The organism is Cohnella fermenti (assembly GCF_004801405.1).
Taxonomy (GTDB): Bacteria; Bacillota; Bacilli; order Paenibacillales; family Paenibacillaceae; genus Cohnella; species Cohnella fermenti.
In genome coordinates, this window is the sequence record NZ_SSOB01000029.1 from 38,890 (window position 1) to 53,689 (window position 14,800).

Consider the following 14,800-nt stretch of genomic DNA (forward strand, 5'->3'; position numbering starts at 1 on the left):
TCGGCAACTCGGCTCGATAAGACAAATTCGTTAAGATCAACACGGACGGCACCTTCCCTCTCGCGGGGCAAGGTGCCGTTCTTCGCATATCGAGTTGATTGGCGTCCCGGTGCTCTCCGCCGTTATTGCGCGCTCCAGCCGCCGTCCACAATCAGCTCCTCGCCGATGACGAACTTGGATTCGTCGGAGGCGAGATACAGGTAGGCTTGCGCGATGTCGATCGCTTACCTATAAAGTTGCCGCTAGTCGGAATCAAGAGCGGTTGACGCTGGCGGGGAACCGCCTTTTGTGGAATGTATGTGGTTTTTAGCATAAAAAAGGTCGTCCGAGACGGTTGGTGGGCGATTATATGCGGTTTTTAGCATAAAAGTGGTCGTCCGAGGCGGGAGGTGGGCGATTGTATGTGGTTTTTAGCATAAAAGTCGTCGTTCAGGGCAGTTGGCGGGCGGTTGTATGCGGTTTTTCACATAAAAATGTTGTTCGGGGCGAAGGGAGGAGGTTCGATGCAGGAAGTGGCGCAATACGGCGATCTGGGGCCGACCAAGTTCAATACGGCGATCAAATCGCTGACGATTCTTGCCGCGTCGGAGGATTGGGTGTCCAGCAGCACGCTCACGGAACGGCTCGGCGTGGAGTCGAGCTTCATTCGCAAGGTGCTGGCCAAGCTGATGAGCGAGAGCCTGGTCGAAGGCTCCGGCGGCTATAAGTTGATCGCGGACCCTGCCCGACTCACTGTGTACGACGTCTATGTCGCTTTGTCGAAGGATAGCTACATCAAGGATCAGGTTCTGCTCCAGAACAAGACGGACAAGCTGATCGCGAAGATCATCACAGACGCCGAGGTGCAGTTCAGCCAGGTTCTTCGGCAATATACGATCGAGGATCTGAGGCGGACACTGGAGGATTGAGGCAGGCTTGAGGAGGAGCCAACGGGAATAGATGCAATAAGTTCTGTAAAAAGTTGGCGCGCGAGGGTCTTGATCCGTAAGGGGAGGTTCCTGAGCCGAGGGGAGAAGAGGCATAAGCGTCCAGAAGGGGGATAGTGGCCACGCCTGTATTGCAATAAATACCATAATATGGAAGTTGGTGGCGTTCGGTGGCGGGAGGAAGCGGGAGGAAGCGGGAGGAGGCGGGAGGAGGCGGGAGGGGGCTGGAGGAAGCGGGAGGAGGCTGGAGGGGGCGCAGTGTTGCAAGGGCTCTGCCCGTGCCCGCCTGGCCCTCGTCGCCCGCAACCCCGCCCGCCTTCTGCCATACGGACGTAGCGGCGATCCTTACGCCATTCGGACGTAGTAGCGGTCCTTGTGCTGCTCGGCGACGACCGGCGCTTCGAAAAACTCGCTCAGCGTCGCAGTGTTCAGCACATCCGACGTCGCCCCCTGGCGGAACGCTTCGCCTCGCCGGAGGAGCATCGTGTGGCCGAATGCCGGAAGAATCTCTTCCGTATGGTGCGTGACATAGATCATGGTCGGCATGTCCTCCTGCCGGGTCAAGTCTTCGATGCTGGCGAGCAGCCGTTCCCGCGAGAACAGGTCGAGCCCGTTGCACGGCTCGTCGAGGATGAGCAGCTTCGGGTTGGCCATCAGCGCGCGGGCGATCAGCAGCTTCTGCTTCTCCCCCTGCGAGCACGTCCGATACTCGCGGTCCCACAGGTGCGCGCAGCCGAGCGCCGTCATGAGCGCGCCCGCCTTCGCAAAATCGCTCTCTTCCGGGTTCTCGTACAGCCCGATCGTCGCGAATTTGCCGCTGATGACGACGTATTGCGTGCGGTCGGTGCCGTACAGCTTCTCTTGCAGCGAGGAGCTGACCCAGCCGATCGATTGGCGGAGCTCCCGCAAGTCCACTTGTCCGAATTGCTGCCCGAGAACGTTGACCTCTCCGCGTGTCGGCCAGTAGTAGCCGGTGATGATGTTCAGCAGCGTTGTCTTGCCCGATCCGTTCAGGCCGAGCAGCGCCCAATGCTCATGACGGCGAATGCGCCAGTCGATGTCCTTCAGCAGCGTCAGCTCGCCCCGTCTCCATGTAACTCCTTCGAGATGAATGATCTCTTCCACCTGTTGCTCTCCTTTTGGCGCCAAACTTCTATTCTACTATTCTATAAGGTGTCCGGCCGTCTGTCGTTAGCGAAAATTGCGGCGGATCGAAGCAACTTCTGCTATACTCATGGCACATGACTCATGGCATATGGACGAAATGAGGTCGCCCGGATGAAGATCAGGATCGATACGCCGCGTTTGTCGCTCTGGCGGATTGAAGAGGAGCACAGCACGGCTCCGCACATTCATGAGAGGGAATTCCAGATTACGGTGCCCATCTACGGGGGTTGCCGATTCGTCGGCAAGCAGCAGGCCTACGAGCTGGCATGCGGAGAAGGCTTCGTGCAATACCCGGAGGAGCCGCATGAGCTGCATGTGAGCGGCGAAGCCGGCGTCATCGTGCTGCAGGTCGACCGCGACGGGTTCGCGGAGTTCAACGACCGGCAGCCTCTCGAGTTCGATCATCGGCAATCGATCGATCCGGTCGAGCTGAGCGGGCGATTCCGCAAGTGGGCGACGACGCTGCTGCTGCACGATCCCTCGGAGCCGCTCGCGGTCGAAGAGACGGAGGCGCAGGTGCTCTCCTTCCTGGCGAGGTCGCTGCGGGGCAATCAGACGAACCGGCGGGATGCCGCCCTCGTCAGCGCGTCATCGGCCGACAGGCACATGAGAACGGCTCTCGACTACATGCACGAGCACTATACCGAGAAGCTCCATATCGACACATTGGCCGGGATCGCTCTTCTTAGCCGGTTTCATTTTATACGGACGTTTAAGGCCATCCTCGGCATGACCCCGTACCAGTACATTCTGTCCTTGCGGATCGAAGAGGCGAAGGCGAGGCTGGCGCGCAGCGGCGCCACCGTTACGGAGATCAGCCACGACCTGGGCTTCGGGAGCGCCAGCCAGTTCTATCGCGTCTTCGCGAAGAGCGTCGGCGCGACACCGGAGCAGTATCGGAGCGGGGTCCGGGGTTAGGCCCCTGGCTTGGCCAGGCTCATCTCCACGCACATGAGGATAAACGCGCCGGCGCCGTGCAGGTCGTTCTCGCTGGTCGGGCGGGCGATGTAGTGGGCGTAGTCGCCGATGCCCGTGCCGATGCAGATGTTGCCGATAAGCACCCGGCCGTTCTCGTCGAACTTCAGCGTGTCGATCACACCTTGGTAACCCTTCCAGGCGGCGGCCAAGTACGACTCGTCCAGGCAGCCGAAGCGCACTGCTTTGGCAATGGCGTGAACGTACAGGGCGGTGCAGGAGTTCTCCAGCCAGTTGTCCGGCCGCTCGCCCTTGTCGACGACCTGATACCACAGCCCGGTCGCCTCGTCCTGGAACTTCGGCAGCGCCGTCAGCAGATCCTGCAGGATTGCGACGAGCTTCTCCTTGTCCTTATGGTCTTCCGGCATGTACTCGAACATCTCGAGCAGGGCAACCGGGTACCAGCCGATGGCGCGGCCCCAGAATTCCGGCGCGAGCCCGGTGGCCGGATCGGCCCATTCCGCTTCCTTCGTCTCGTCCCAACCGTGGTACAGGAGGCCGGTAACCTGGTCCTTCGTGTGCTTCTCCATCAGAATCGCCTGATACGCCATCATGTCGAAGTAATCGGAATCGCCGAACGTCTTGCCGTACATCGTCGCGATCGGACCCGCCATGTACAGGCCGTCGAGCCACATCTGATTCGGGTAATGCTCCTTGTGCCAGAAGCCGCCGGACGGGTTCGTCTTCCACGACTTGAGCAGCGGAACGATCGTATCGAGAGCCTTCTTGTAGCGCTCGTCACCCGTCTTCTCGTACAGATTGAAGAGCAGGACGCCCGGCTGAATGTCGTCAAGCTCGTCCAGCTTGATCTTCTTGAAGCTGCCGTCCGGCTGCACCTGGCTGTCCACCCAACGTTTGAGGTAGTCGTAATAGCCGTCTTTTCCCGTCTCGCGCCAGCACTTCTCCATCCCGGACAGGAACACGCCCTGGTGATAATGGAAGCGGTCCGGCGGAAGCTGCTCCGGTTCGAACTTCGCCATCAGCGCCTCGCATGCCCTCTCCGCCCACTCGATTGGGGTGAATGTCGTCTTGACAGAACTCATTCTGTTCTCCTCCTGTTCATTCCACACGGTTTATGTCCTCATCTTAGCATTGAGATCTGTACATTTATTGCAGATATGACTCGATTCTTCTTATATCTTGCAACAATTCCGTAACGGACTATAATGGGGGGAAAAGGCAGCGTTCGGTCGGGAGAGACCCCAGTCGCAATCTAAACAGCGGGAGATGAAATCTTGTTACTGCATATCCGCAGCGGTGAATCCTACCATGTTTCGTTCCTAGCATTGCAGCCATATGATATTGAGGAACAGATGAGCGATTGGGAAGAAGCCTTCGACTGGTCCGTTTATTTTGGCAGGAATGGTATTGAAGTGTATAAGATGGTTATACGTGGAAACGGTGTCGTGCAAGGGGCAATTGCTCTTGAGATTAAACAGGATCATATTTGGATACACCTTATTGAGAGTGTTCCAAGCGAGCGCAAGGAGTTCGATTTGATCGGCGAGCATCTCATGGCTTATGCATGCAAACGAAGCAAGGAGCTTGGATTTGACGGTGTGGTCGCCTTCCACTCAAAGAAGAAGCAACGCCTGATGCAATATTACACGAATGTCATTGGAGCATCGCATGTTGGCGGAGGCCTTATGGTTATCGACGAGCGTGCCGCAGAACGTCTGGCTATGTTATACTTAACCTAAAGAGGTGATTGGCGATGAAGAAGAAGATGAGTCTTGATCATGCAGTTCGTCGGTATGCGGGCGGACATTACGTTGAGCAATCGATGCCTGGTGCCAATCCCGAACGCGATAAAACGGTAAGCGATGCTATTGCTAAATTGAAGCAGGATCGACTTGCTGCCAAGGTTCGCCCGTAAGACAAATACGCAAATCCCGAATCCTCTTCGGACCGTCGGTGTCCGGTTCGGACAGAGGAGGCCCCAAGATGGCGGATCATCATTACGAGAATGAGGGGGGCAGCTTCACGGTATCCTACCGGAAGGCGCCGAGCCACCATATGGCGACGAATCACTTCCACGGGACGTACGAGATCTTCTACCTCCTGTCCGGGAGCCGGCAGTTCTTCGTGAAGGATCGGACGTTCGCGGCGAGCGAAGGGGATGTGATCGTCATCGCGCCGAACGTTCTGCACCGGACGACCAACACGGAGAAGCCCGCGTACGAGCGGCTTGTCGTCAACGTCTCCGGCAGCTTGGCGGGAGCGGATAATGAGGCTTCGTTGGAAGCGCTGCGGCCGCTGCGGGAGAAGGATTACCTCGTCGTGAGAGGTTCGCTGCAGGACCGCCTGGCGTTCGACGATCTGGCGCAGGGCATCATCCGCGAGACGAAGGAGAAGAAGCCGGGCTTCGAGCTGTTCGCCCAGACGCTGTCGCTGCAGATGCTGATCGCATGCTGCCGATTGGCCGAACAGGGCGATCGCGAGCCGCCGGCCGCGCCGAGCCCGATGCACGAGCGGATATCGGAAGTCGTCCGCTACATCAACGCCCACTATGCGCAGGAGCTGTCGCTGCAACTGCTCGCCGATACGTTCTACATCAGCCCTTATTACTTAAGCCGGTTCTTCAAGGAGGCGACGGGCTTCACGTTCGTGGAGTACCTGAACAGCGTCCGGGTGAAGGAAGCGAAGAAGCTGCTCGAAGGAAGCGCGATGAAGGCGGCGCTGGTTGCGCGGAAGGTCGGCTTCGGCAGCGTGACGCACTTCGGTCGCGTATTTAAGCAGGTGACAGGCCATGCTCCGCTGTATTATCGCAGGGGGAAGTAAGGGGTTGACGCGGGGCCGGAACCGATCTATGATTAGAATGAACATTCGATCTAATGGAGTCGGGAAGGAGGAGCCGCATGTTCGGCCGATACAACAAGGTTCAGCAGGCCGTGCTGGAGACGACGCTGCGTTTGATCATCGACAAGGAGCTGCAAGCGACGTCGATGTCTCTCATTGCCAAGGAGTCGAAGGTGTCGACAGGGAATATCTACCATTACTTCTCGAGCAAGGAAGACATCATCAATGAGCTCTACAAGGCCATCGTGCAGTTCAACGGCGAGTACGTCACGAAGAACTGGCACGAGGGGGATGGGGTTAAAGAGCGGTTCGAGCGGGCTTGGACGAATTTTATCAAGCTTAGCTTGGCCTATCCGCAAGGGTTCCAATTCATCGAGCAATATTCCTTCTCGCCGTACATCTACGAGCAATCCAAGCTTGACGCGTACGAGACGGGGTGGTGCGCGCCCATGGAAGCTCTGTATGAAGAAGCGATCGGGCAGAAAATGTTTGTCGAGCTAGAGCCGAGACTGATGGTGCAGATGAGCTACGGTTCCCTGGTCTACGCGGTGAAGGCGCACTTGCAGAACAGGGTGGAATTGGATGAGCCCCACGCCAAGCAGATCGTTGCCGCTTGCTGGAACAGCTTCGCCAAGGCGTAACAGGAACGTGATGAACGGAGCGCAAGCTCCTTCACGGCCCCGTTAGATCGAACGTTCGATTTATAAGTTTTATACCTTGTATCCTCGGGAGGAATCATCATGACGAGAACTATTTTTATTACAGGAACAAGCTCCGGACTCGGCCAACGAACGGCGATTCACTTCGCCAAGCTCGGGTGGAATGTGGCGGCGACGATGCGCTCGCCCGAGAAGGATACGGAGCTGGCGGCCTATGAGAACATCAAGGTGTTCAAGCAGGACGTGACCGATGTCGAGCAGACGAGGCTGGCGATCGCAGAGGCGATCCGAGCATTCGGCCGGATCGACGTCGTCGTCAACAATGCCGGCATGGGCAGCTACGGGGCGCTGGAGCTGGCGGCCGAGAGCACGATCGACTGGCAGTTCGCGGTGAACGTTCGCGGTCCGATCAACGTCATCCGGGCGTTCCTTCCGCACTTCCGGGACAACGGCGGAGGCAAGTTCATCAACATCAGCTCCTTCATGGGCGTCACGACCGCGGTGCCGCTCGGCTCTCAAGATTCGGTCGTTCATGGAGAGAAGTGCGGCAGTACATGGAGAACATATGGGCGGGTTATCAATAACGGAGCTGAATAAAATCCCCAACGGCAAAAGCCGAAGGGGATTTTATTCGTTAATGGTTCCGTTCTCGCAGCACGAGCGGCAGGAAGAGGTCGTCGACAATCTCCCGGATGGCCTCGTCGGTAAGCGGAGTGTGGGTCGCAAGCAGCTCGAACCGCACCAGGTCGACGGGCAGCCCGACGACGCGTTCCGGGATCGTGTCGAGCTTGACTTCCCCGCGCTTGTCCGCCTGGCGGAGAATGTCCTTTATCGCCTTAACCAGAATGTCCTCCGATCGCGGAGGCAGGGTCAGCTTGGCGTGCAACTCGTCCCCGTGGAAGTCGACCATCAACCCTTTAATCGTCTCGGAGCCGATAATCTGGATAGGCTTGATCAGTCCTTGAAGCAGCGCAAGCACATCCTCGCGCAAATCTCCCGTATCCGGGGGCTCAAGAGAAGGCTTGGGCGCATGCTTCATCATGGTCGCGACGACCAGCTTGGCCTTGTTGGGCCAGCGGCGGTAGACGGCCGTCTTGTTCGTCTTGGCGCGGGAGGCGACCGCTTCCATCGTCAGCTTGCCGTAGCCCGTCTCCCGCAGCTCCTCCCAGGCCGCCTGCAGAATCGCGTTCTCGAGCACATCGCCGCGCCTGCGCGTGCCCGATGGCGGTTGTTCCTCGCCGGGCGCGGCTTGTTTCGGTTTAGTGTCAGCCATCGTATCGATCTTCTCCTCAACGTGTCGTCCAAGTTCCTGCAAATATTATATTGCATTTTCGGCCAAATTCGAATATTGTATTCACATAAGGTACGGTACGTACCGTACTCTAAATAACGAACCAGAGGTGTTTCCCATGGCAATGGGTCAGATGAAGGCAACAAGCGCCACCCCTCCCAAGGAGAAGATCGATCGTCAAATTCTCAAAGTCGCCCTGATTCTCATATTCGGCGCCGTCGCGTCCCAGTTGGATTCGACGATGATCAACGTGGCCATCGACACGCTCGCGTTCGATCTGCACAGCACGGTAGCGACCATTCAATGGGTGATCACGGGCTACGTGCTGACCATGGGGCTGGCGGTTCCGATCTCGGGGTGGGCGATCAATCGCTTCGGGGGGAAAAGGGTGTATATGTTCTCGCTGTGGATTTTCCTCGGGTCGTCGGTGCTTTGTTCGTTCGCGTGGAATACCGGCAGCCTGATCGGCTTCCGGCTTCTGCAAGGGGTTGGCGCCGGCTTGCTCATTCCGACGATGCAGAACGTACTCGTTCAGTCGGCGGGCGGGCGCGGACTTGGACGGTTGATCGCAATCATTAGCATTCCCGCGCTGCTCGGACCGATTCTCGGCCCCGTTATCGGCGGACTTATTATGGATAACCTTAGCTGGCGCTGGATCTTCTACGTCAATATCCCGATCACGTTGGTCGCGCTGTGGCTCTCCTGGCGGCATATTCCGACGGATGCGCCGCCCAAGGGCAAGCAGACTCTCGACATCGCCGGACTGCTGCTGCTGTCTCCCGCGTTCGCGGCTCTTATCTACGGCATCTCGGAGATCAGTACGCATGGCGGCTTGAACAGCGCAGGGGTGTGGGTTCCGCTTGCCGGAGGGGTCATCTTGATGGCGGGGTATATCGTTTACGCATTGCGAACGAGCCGGACTCCTCTGGTCGATCTACATCTGTTCAAATCGCGGCACTTCCTGGCGTCGAATATGACGTTGTTCCTGGCGGGGATGGTCATGAACGGGGCGCTGCTGCTGCTTCCTCTGTATTATCAGCAGGTTCGCGGCGAGACGGTGCTGGCGACGGGGCTGCTGCTTATTCCCCAGGGGGTAGGGATGCTGCTCACGCGAAGCTGGATCGGGAAGCTGTCCGACCGAATGAGCGCCCGGACGATCGTGACGGTCAGCCTCGCGGTGACGGCCGTCGCCACGATTCCGTTCGCGTTCGCCGAAGCGGCGACGAGCCACCTGCTCTTGGGCGCGGCTCAACTGGTGAGAGGGGCGGCGCTGAACGGGCTGCTGATTCCGATCATGGTGTCCGCTTATGCAGGGCTGAAGAAGGAGCAGGTTCCCCATGCGAGCATCTCGACGCGGATCTTCCAGACGATCGGCGGAGCGTTCGGGTCGGCGGTGCTGGCGACGGTCGTCAGCCATCAATTGGCGAATTCGTCGGCAGCGAGCCTTCAGGCGGTTGCCGAGTCTTACCAGGCGGCCTTCTGGTGGTCGATCGGGTTCACGGTCGCCGCGTTTATTCCGGCGCTGCTGCTGTCGGGGAGCAAGAAGCCGTCGTAACGGCGTCAAGCGGAAGCGGCTAACGACGAACAGCCTTATGTGCAAGCCGGCCAAGGGGCCGTCCTTCAAGTCGCGGGACTTGGGGGACGGCCCCTCTGTTATTCGCTTCGCTCCGGATACGGATCGATCGTGCGGATCGTCCCGTCCGCCTCGTAGAAGAGCTCGGCAAACTTGACGCAGCGCTTGTTGTCGGCGCCGCCGGACAGGGAGCTGTCGTGGTAGAACAAGTACCACTTGTCTTGGTAGCTGACGATCGAGTGGTGGGTCGTCCAGCCGACGACCGGCGTCAGAATCGTGCCCTTGTATTCGAACGGCCCGAGCGGGTCGCTGCTTGTCGCGTAGACGATGCGATGCGTTGTGCCGGTCGAGTAGCTGAGGTAATACAGGCCATTGTGCTTATGCATCCACGGGCCTTCGAAGTAGCGGCGGTCCTCGTCCCCGGCAACGAGCGGCATGCCGTTCTCGTCCACGATGGAGATCTCGCGCGGAGCCTCCCGGAAGCTCAGCATGTCGTCCGCAAGCTCCGCGATACGCGGCCCGAGCGCGGGAGCGATCCAGGCGGGTCCTTCGGCGTCGGCGATGAACTCGCCGGTCTGCCACTTCTCAAGCTGCCCGCCCCACAAGCCGCCGAAGAGCATGTAGCTCTTGCCGTCGTCATCGACGAACACGGCCGGATCGATGCTGAAGCTGCCCTCGATATAGTTCGGTTCCGGGCGGAACGGACCGGCGGGCTTGTCGGACGTCGCGGCTCCGATGCGGAAGATGCCGTCGTGGTCGCGGGCCGGGAAGAACAAATAATACTTCCGGTTCTTGTACGCGGCATCCGGGGCCCACATCTGCTTGGAGGCCCACGGCACGTCGCGAACGTGAAGAGCTTCCCCGTGATCGGTGCATTGCGTCAGCTCTTCGTTCAGCGAGAGCACATGGTAATCTTCCATGTCGTACTGGTCGCCGTTATCGTTCGAAGTCATCTCGTGATCCAGATCGTGGGACGGATACACGTACAGCTTGCCTTCGAAGACGTGAGCGGAAGGGTCCGCAGTATACATGTGAGTGACGAGCGGTTGATTGGAGCTGATCGAATTCGACAAGGCAGTTCCTCGCTTTCGTGCTTTCATGTAAACGCTAACTTGCAGTCTCTTTTTTATATTAACAATGCTGGAGAGCGGCGCAACCCCACAATTTACTGTTTTTACACCAAAATCTTTAGTTTCTGACCGAACGAAGGCCGAGTCAAGAGGGGCAGCGGTTGTCTGTCGCTTGCGTGGCTTTTATGTTACAGTAGACGGGAATCGGACTCTAGGGGCGGAATGGTGGCGGAGGCATTGTCGAAGTGGAGCGGGATCAATACGCTGCGGAACCAGATCTTCGCCGGATTCACGGTTACGATGATTGCGGTGCTGGTATTTGCAGGCGTTTACATTTACGGGCAGGTGTCCGATCTGCTGAAGAGCAGCGCGGTGAAGCATATCCAGCAGACGGCGGTGCAGATGAACGGCCGGCTCGACGCCTTGCTGGAGCAGATCGATTCGCTCTCGACGCAAGTCGCGACAAGCTCCTATGTTCAGAAGCTGCTCCTGAGCGAAGCGAACGGCGTTCCGGCGAACTTCAACGAGCGGCAATCGCTGCTTCAGATTGCGAACGGTTACATGGCCTACTCCTCGGGAATCCAATCGCTTGAATTGTATACGCGGGATTACCGTCGGCTGTTCCCGCTGGACGACATCGGCTTGCCCAGCCGCGTGGCGAAGGAATGGATCGACGAAGCGGACCGGAAGAAGGGGAGGCTCGTCTGGGTCGGCATCGACCCGAGGCAGCCGGATACGGTGCTGGCGCTCCGCCGAGTGAGCCTGATCGACCAAGGGTATTCGGCGGGAGGTTATGTGGCCGTGCATATTCACCGCGCCTACTTCGAGATGAACGAAGCGGCGGAGGAGGACGGTTCGGCGAACGGAGAGTTTATGCTTCTGGCCGACAGCAACGGGCAGACAATCATGTCGGACCTGCCGATTGAAGACGCCGGCGCGGTGCTCAGGCAGAGCGGAGGGACGGTCACGATTGTCGGAGATCCGTACTTGGCCGTACGGCAGAGCTCGGCGACGACCGGCTGGACGCTTGTGCTGCTGACCCGGATTCAGGCGACGACGGAAGGCATCTCGGTTCTGCGAACGGCGATTCTGGTCTCGATCGGCATTGGGGCGGTCGCTTTTCTCGTGCTGAGTCTGTTCTTGTCCACCGTCGTCACCAGGCCGATCCTGAAGCTGATGCGGACGATGCGGGGAGCCAGGCTGGGCGGTCTCAAGCCGAACCCGTCCCCGTCGCCGCAGATCGCTTCGCTGGAGATTCGCGAGCTCAACAACACATACAACCAGATGGTCACGCACATGAACGAACTTATTCAGGTTGTCTACGAGAAGGAGATCACGCAGAGCCGGACGGAGCTGAAGGCGCTTCAGGCCCAGATCAACCCGCACTTCCTGTTCAACACGCTGGAGGCGATCTATTGGTCGCTCGAAGACAAGGAAGAGGAAGAGCTGGCGAGCATTGTCGTGGCGATGTCCGGCTTGTTCCGCTACGTCATCGGCAGGAGCGGCAACGACGACGAGTGGGTTACGGTGAAGGACGAGCTCGAGCATGTCGAGCGCTACTTGCAGATCATGACGATGCGCCTGGGCGATCGGCTGAGCTGGAGAATCGAAGCGCAGCCCGGGCTGGAGCACGCGCCGATTCCGAAGCTGCTGATCCAGCCGCTTGTCGAGAACGCGATTCTGCACGGGGTCGAGAGCAAGCTCGGCCCCGGCTCGGTCGTCGTCGAAGTATTCGCCTCCGCCGCGCATCCGGGGTGTGCCGTCGTTAAGGTCACGGATGACGGGCCGGGCATGGACGAGGAGACGGTGGCGAAGCTGATGCGCTCCGCCGAGAACCGCGCTCCCGACTCCGGCTCCAGGGGAACGGGAGTCGCAATCGCGAACGTGCAGCGGAGGCTGAAGCTCTACTTCCCGGAAGCGCCGGAAGCGGCTTCGGCCGGCAGTTTGAAGATAGACAGCGTACCCGGCGAAGGAACGTCGGTCAGCTTCGAGATCTCGATACCGAGGGGAGAGGAACGAACGAGATGAAGACGCTATTGATCGTGGACGATGAGCCGCGCACGCGGCAAGGAATCAAGAAGACGCTGGAGGCTTGGTCGGCCGGACGGATGCGGATCGAGACTGCTGCGAGCGGAGTGGAAGCACTCGAATGGATGAAGGACAATCCGGCGCATCTCATCATTACCGACGTGCGCATGCCGGAGCTCGGAGGCTTGCAGATGCTCGAACGGATGGCCCAGGCGGCGCCGAAGCCGATCGTCATCGTGATCTCCGGTCATGCGGAGTTCGAATATGCCCATAAGGCGCTTCAGCTTGGCGTCGTCGAATACCTGCTGAAGCCGCTCGATAAGACCAAGCTGATTCAATCCGTGGAGAAGGCGCTGGAGCTCGAAGAGGATCGCCTTCGCATCGGAAGAATGGAGAAGCTCGTGGACCGGAAGCTGATGGAAGCGGGGGAGGAGGAAGCCAAGTACGGCCAGCATGTGCGCGACGCGATCGCCTACATCGACGGGCATCTCGGAGAGCCGATCGGCATGAAGCAGGTTGCGGATCACCTGCACATGAACGCGAGCTACTTCAGCGTTCTGTTCAAGGAGCAGACGGGAATTACGTTCAGCGATTACCTGACGAGAAGGCGGCTGCAGCGCGCCAAGGAGCTCCTCGCCCAATCCCGGCTGCCGGTCGGGGAGATTGCGGAGAAGGTGGGCTATCAGACGGCCAAATACTTCGTCAAGGTGTTCAAGGACAGCGAGTCCGTCAGTCCGACCCAGTACCGCCAGCGGGTGTCGGACCCGGACGAAACGATCAAATAAAAGTGGAATTTCTCCCAATGGCCGTTTCCTTATGCAAGGGGACGCGCAGTGCTAGAATGTTGACAGCGGTTACAATGTAACTGTTTCCAGCACATAAGGGGAGGAATAGAAATGAAACGTATTCTGGCCGTTACCACAACTGCGCTTGTTATGGCTTCTGCACTCAGTGCCTGCGGCGGCAACTCGAACTCGTCCGACAACGCAAGCTCGGGCTCGGGGGCAAGCGCCAACTCGTCCGCAAGCACCTCCGAAGTATCTTCCAACGGCTCCGGGGAGAAAGTCACGGTTAACCTCTGGGCCTTCACAGACGAGATTCCGAACATGGAAGCGAAGTTCCTCGAGACCCACCCCGACCTCAATGTCGAATTCAAGAACACGGTAATCGCCACCACGGACGGAGCGTATCAACCGGCTCTCGACCAGGCGCTCAATGCCGGCGGCAAAGACGCTCCGGACATCTATGCGGCCGAATCCGCGTTCGTCCTCAAGTACACGCAAGGCGACGCCTCCAGCTACGCCGCGAACTATGCCGACCTTGGCCTTACCGACGACATGGTGAAGGAAGCGGGCATCGCCCAATACTCCGTCGACATCGGCACTCTGGACGGCAATCTGAAGGGCCTCGGCTACCAAGCGACCGGCGGTTCGTTTATCTATCGCCGCTCGATCGCCAAGGAAGTGTTCGGCTCGGACGATCCCGCTACGATCAAGAACGCGGTCGGCCCCGGCTGGGATAAGTTCTTCGACGCGGCGGCCAAGCTGAAGGACAAGGGATACGCGATCGTATCCGGCGACGGGGACATCTGGCACCCGATCGAGAACAGCTCCGACGCAGGCTGGATTGTCGACGGCAAGCTCCACATCGATCCGAAGCGCGAGCAGTTCCTCGATTATTCCAAGAAGCTGACGGACGAAGGCTATTCCAACGGCACGCAGGATTGGCAGGAAGCTTGGTACGCGGACATGTCCGGCTCCGGCACGAAGCCGGTGTTCGGCTTCTTCGGTCCTGCTTGGCTGATCAACTACGTCATGAACGGTCAAGTGAAGGACACGAACGGCGATTGGGCGGTAACCGAGCCGACGACCGGATTCTTCTGGGGCGGCACTTGGGTTCTCGCCAACAAGGACGTCACCAAGAACGAAGCCAAGGCGAAGGTCGTTGCCGAATTCGTCAAGTGGATTACGCTCGACACCTCCGATACGGGCCTCCAGAATTACTGGGCGAACGGTACGCTTAAGGACGGAGAGCAAGGCACGAAGGACAGCGTCGCTTCCTCCGTCGTCATGGCGAAGTCCAACGGCACGGTCGATCTGCTCGGCGGACAGAACATGTTCGACGTGTTCGTTCCGGCCAACGCCAATGCGACCGGCAAGAACCTGACACAGTACGACGAATCGATCAACCAGATCTGGCGCGATCAGGTGCGCGCGTATGCCGCAGGCAAGAAGAGTCGCGAAGACGCGCTCAAGGACTTCAAGCAGACTGTCAAGGATCAACTGGACATCGCAAGCGAATAAGGTGGCGCC

At 58.9% G+C, this 14,800-nt stretch carries 16 protein-coding genes; 11 read left to right on the forward strand and 5 right to left on the reverse strand.

From position 1 onward, the window contains the following. Positions 1 to 122: 122 nt before the first annotated feature. Entirely contained in the window at positions 123 to 221 is a 99-nt protein-coding gene (locus tag E6C55_RS20935; protein WP_211093622.1) for an SDR family oxidoreductase, read from the reverse strand. Positions 222 to 503: 282 nt separating this feature from the next. On the opposite strand from E6C55_RS20935, the gene E6C55_RS20940 reads away from it, so the two are divergent. Further along, the gene (locus tag E6C55_RS20940) at positions 504 to 908 is read left to right on the forward strand and encodes an RrF2 family transcriptional regulator (protein ID WP_168735783.1); all 405 of its coding nucleotides are present in this window, start codon (positions 504 to 506) and stop codon (positions 906 to 908) included. A gap of 363 nt (positions 909 to 1,271) precedes the next feature. Here the strand turns inward: E6C55_RS20940 and E6C55_RS20945 are convergent, their stop codons facing one another. Then, entirely contained in the window at positions 1,272 to 2,051 is a 780-nt protein-coding gene (locus E6C55_RS20945) for an ABC transporter ATP-binding protein (RefSeq protein ID WP_136371769.1), read from the reverse strand. A gap of 153 nt (positions 2,052 to 2,204) precedes the next feature. On the opposite strand from E6C55_RS20945, the gene E6C55_RS20950 reads away from it, so the two are divergent. Continuing rightward, complete coding sequence (locus tag E6C55_RS20950; RefSeq protein WP_168735784.1) at positions 2,205 to 3,011, forward strand: AraC family transcriptional regulator; 807 nt, start codon at positions 2,205 to 2,207, stop codon at positions 3,009 to 3,011. On the opposite strand, the gene E6C55_RS20955 is transcribed toward E6C55_RS20950, so the two are convergent. Next, entirely contained in the window at positions 3,008 to 4,111 is a 1,104-nt protein-coding gene (locus E6C55_RS20955) for a glycoside hydrolase family 88/105 protein (RefSeq protein ID WP_136371771.1), read from the reverse strand. The genes E6C55_RS20950 and E6C55_RS20955 overlap by 4 nt on opposite strands. Before the next feature lie 192 nt (positions 4,112 to 4,303). Between E6C55_RS20955 and E6C55_RS20960 the strand changes: the two genes are divergently transcribed. From E6C55_RS20960 to E6C55_RS20975, 5 genes are all read left to right on the forward strand, one after another. Further along, positions 4,304 to 4,768 (forward strand): hypothetical protein, encoded by a 465-nt coding sequence (locus E6C55_RS20960; protein ID WP_136371772.1) that lies wholly within the window; start codon positions 4,304 to 4,306, stop codon positions 4,766 to 4,768. A gap of 14 nt (positions 4,769 to 4,782) precedes the next feature. Then, positions 4,783 to 4,944 carry a hypothetical protein gene (locus E6C55_RS33910; RefSeq protein ID WP_168735785.1) on the forward strand — a complete coding sequence of 54 codons (162 nt, stop codon included), beginning with the start codon at positions 4,783 to 4,785 and terminating at the stop codon, positions 4,942 to 4,944. 68 nt (positions 4,945 to 5,012) lie between these two features. Then, positions 5,013 to 5,849, forward strand: a complete 837-nt coding sequence (locus E6C55_RS20965) for an AraC family transcriptional regulator (RefSeq protein ID WP_136371773.1) — start codon at positions 5,013 to 5,015, stop codon at positions 5,847 to 5,849. Positions 5,850 to 5,926: 77 nt separating this feature from the next. After that, complete coding sequence (locus E6C55_RS20970) at positions 5,927 to 6,508, forward strand: TetR/AcrR family transcriptional regulator (RefSeq protein ID WP_136371774.1); 582 nt, start codon at positions 5,927 to 5,929, stop codon at positions 6,506 to 6,508. A 99-nt stretch (positions 6,509 to 6,607) separates the two neighbouring features. Then, entirely contained in the window at positions 6,608 to 7,123 is a 516-nt protein-coding gene (locus E6C55_RS20975) for an SDR family NAD(P)-dependent oxidoreductase (RefSeq protein ID WP_136371775.1), read from the forward strand. 37 nt (positions 7,124 to 7,160) lie between these two features. On the opposite strand, the gene E6C55_RS20980 is transcribed toward E6C55_RS20975, so the two are convergent. Further along, positions 7,161 to 7,799: a TetR/AcrR family transcriptional regulator gene (locus E6C55_RS20980; RefSeq protein ID WP_136371776.1), complete on the reverse strand. Its 639-nt coding sequence runs from the start codon at positions 7,797 to 7,799 to the stop codon at positions 7,161 to 7,163. Between the two features lie 136 nt (positions 7,800 to 7,935). On the opposite strand from E6C55_RS20980, the gene E6C55_RS20985 reads away from it, so the two are divergent. Continuing rightward, positions 7,936 to 9,372: an MDR family MFS transporter gene (locus tag E6C55_RS20985; protein WP_136371777.1), complete on the forward strand. Its 1,437-nt coding sequence runs from the start codon at positions 7,936 to 7,938 to the stop codon at positions 9,370 to 9,372. Between the two features lie 98 nt (positions 9,373 to 9,470). On the opposite strand, the gene E6C55_RS20990 is transcribed toward E6C55_RS20985, so the two are convergent. Continuing rightward, positions 9,471 to 10,421: a glycoside hydrolase family 43 protein gene (locus tag E6C55_RS20990; RefSeq protein WP_230986789.1), complete on the reverse strand. Its 951-nt coding sequence runs from the start codon at positions 10,419 to 10,421 to the stop codon at positions 9,471 to 9,473. 276 nt (positions 10,422 to 10,697) lie between these two features. Here E6C55_RS20990 and E6C55_RS20995 point away from each other — a divergent pair, with 276 nt between their 5' ends. From E6C55_RS20995 to E6C55_RS21005, 3 genes are all read left to right on the forward strand, one after another. Continuing rightward, positions 10,698 to 12,488 carry a cache domain-containing sensor histidine kinase gene (locus tag E6C55_RS20995; protein WP_330999644.1) on the forward strand — a complete coding sequence of 597 codons (1,791 nt, stop codon included), beginning with the start codon at positions 10,698 to 10,700 and terminating at the stop codon, positions 12,486 to 12,488. Next, positions 12,485 to 13,273 carry a response regulator transcription factor gene (locus E6C55_RS21000; RefSeq protein ID WP_136371780.1) on the forward strand — a complete coding sequence of 263 codons (789 nt, stop codon included), beginning with the start codon at positions 12,485 to 12,487 and terminating at the stop codon, positions 13,271 to 13,273. Before E6C55_RS20995 ends, E6C55_RS21000 begins: the two co-directional genes overlap by 4 nt. Positions 13,274 to 13,384: 111 nt before the next feature. Next, a complete protein-coding gene (locus E6C55_RS21005; RefSeq protein WP_136371781.1) occupies positions 13,385 to 14,791 on the forward strand; it encodes an ABC transporter substrate-binding protein in 1,407 nt (468 codons plus the stop codon). Positions 14,792 to 14,800 lie beyond the last annotated feature (9 nt).

Bases quoted from the DNA above. Each gene is read 5' to 3' on its own strand.
- E6C55_RS21005 (WP_136371781.1), top strand. From the start codon at position 13,385: ATGAAACGTATTCTGGCCGTTACCACAACTGCGCTTGTTATGGCTTCT.
- E6C55_RS20985 (WP_136371777.1), top strand. From the start codon at position 7,936: ATGGCAATGGGTCAGATGAAGGCAACAAGCGCCACCCCTCCCAAGGAG.
- E6C55_RS20990 (WP_230986789.1), bottom strand. From the start codon at position 10,421: ATGTATACTGCGGACCCTTCCGCTCACGTCTTCGAAGGCAAGCTGTAC.
- E6C55_RS20955 (WP_136371771.1), bottom strand. From the start codon at position 4,111: ATGAGTTCTGTCAAGACGACATTCACCCCAATCGAGTGGGCGGAGAGG.
- E6C55_RS20975 (WP_136371775.1), top strand. From the start codon at position 6,608: ATGACGAGAACTATTTTTATTACAGGAACAAGCTCCGGACTCGGCCAA.
- E6C55_RS20950 (WP_168735784.1), top strand. From the start codon at position 2,205: ATGAAGATCAGGATCGATACGCCGCGTTTGTCGCTCTGGCGGATTGAA.
- E6C55_RS20980 (WP_136371776.1), bottom strand. From the start codon at position 7,799: ATGGCTGACACTAAACCGAAACAAGCCGCGCCCGGCGAGGAACAACCG.
- E6C55_RS33910 (WP_168735785.1), top strand. From the start codon at position 4,783: ATGAAGAAGAAGATGAGTCTTGATCATGCAGTTCGTCGGTATGCGGGC.
- E6C55_RS20940 (WP_168735783.1), top strand. From the start codon at position 504: ATGCAGGAAGTGGCGCAATACGGCGATCTGGGGCCGACCAAGTTCAAT.
- E6C55_RS20965 (WP_136371773.1), top strand. From the start codon at position 5,013: ATGGCGGATCATCATTACGAGAATGAGGGGGGCAGCTTCACGGTATCC.
- E6C55_RS21000 (WP_136371780.1), top strand. From the start codon at position 12,485: ATGAAGACGCTATTGATCGTGGACGATGAGCCGCGCACGCGGCAAGGA.
- E6C55_RS20970 (WP_136371774.1), top strand. From the start codon at position 5,927: ATGTTCGGCCGATACAACAAGGTTCAGCAGGCCGTGCTGGAGACGACG.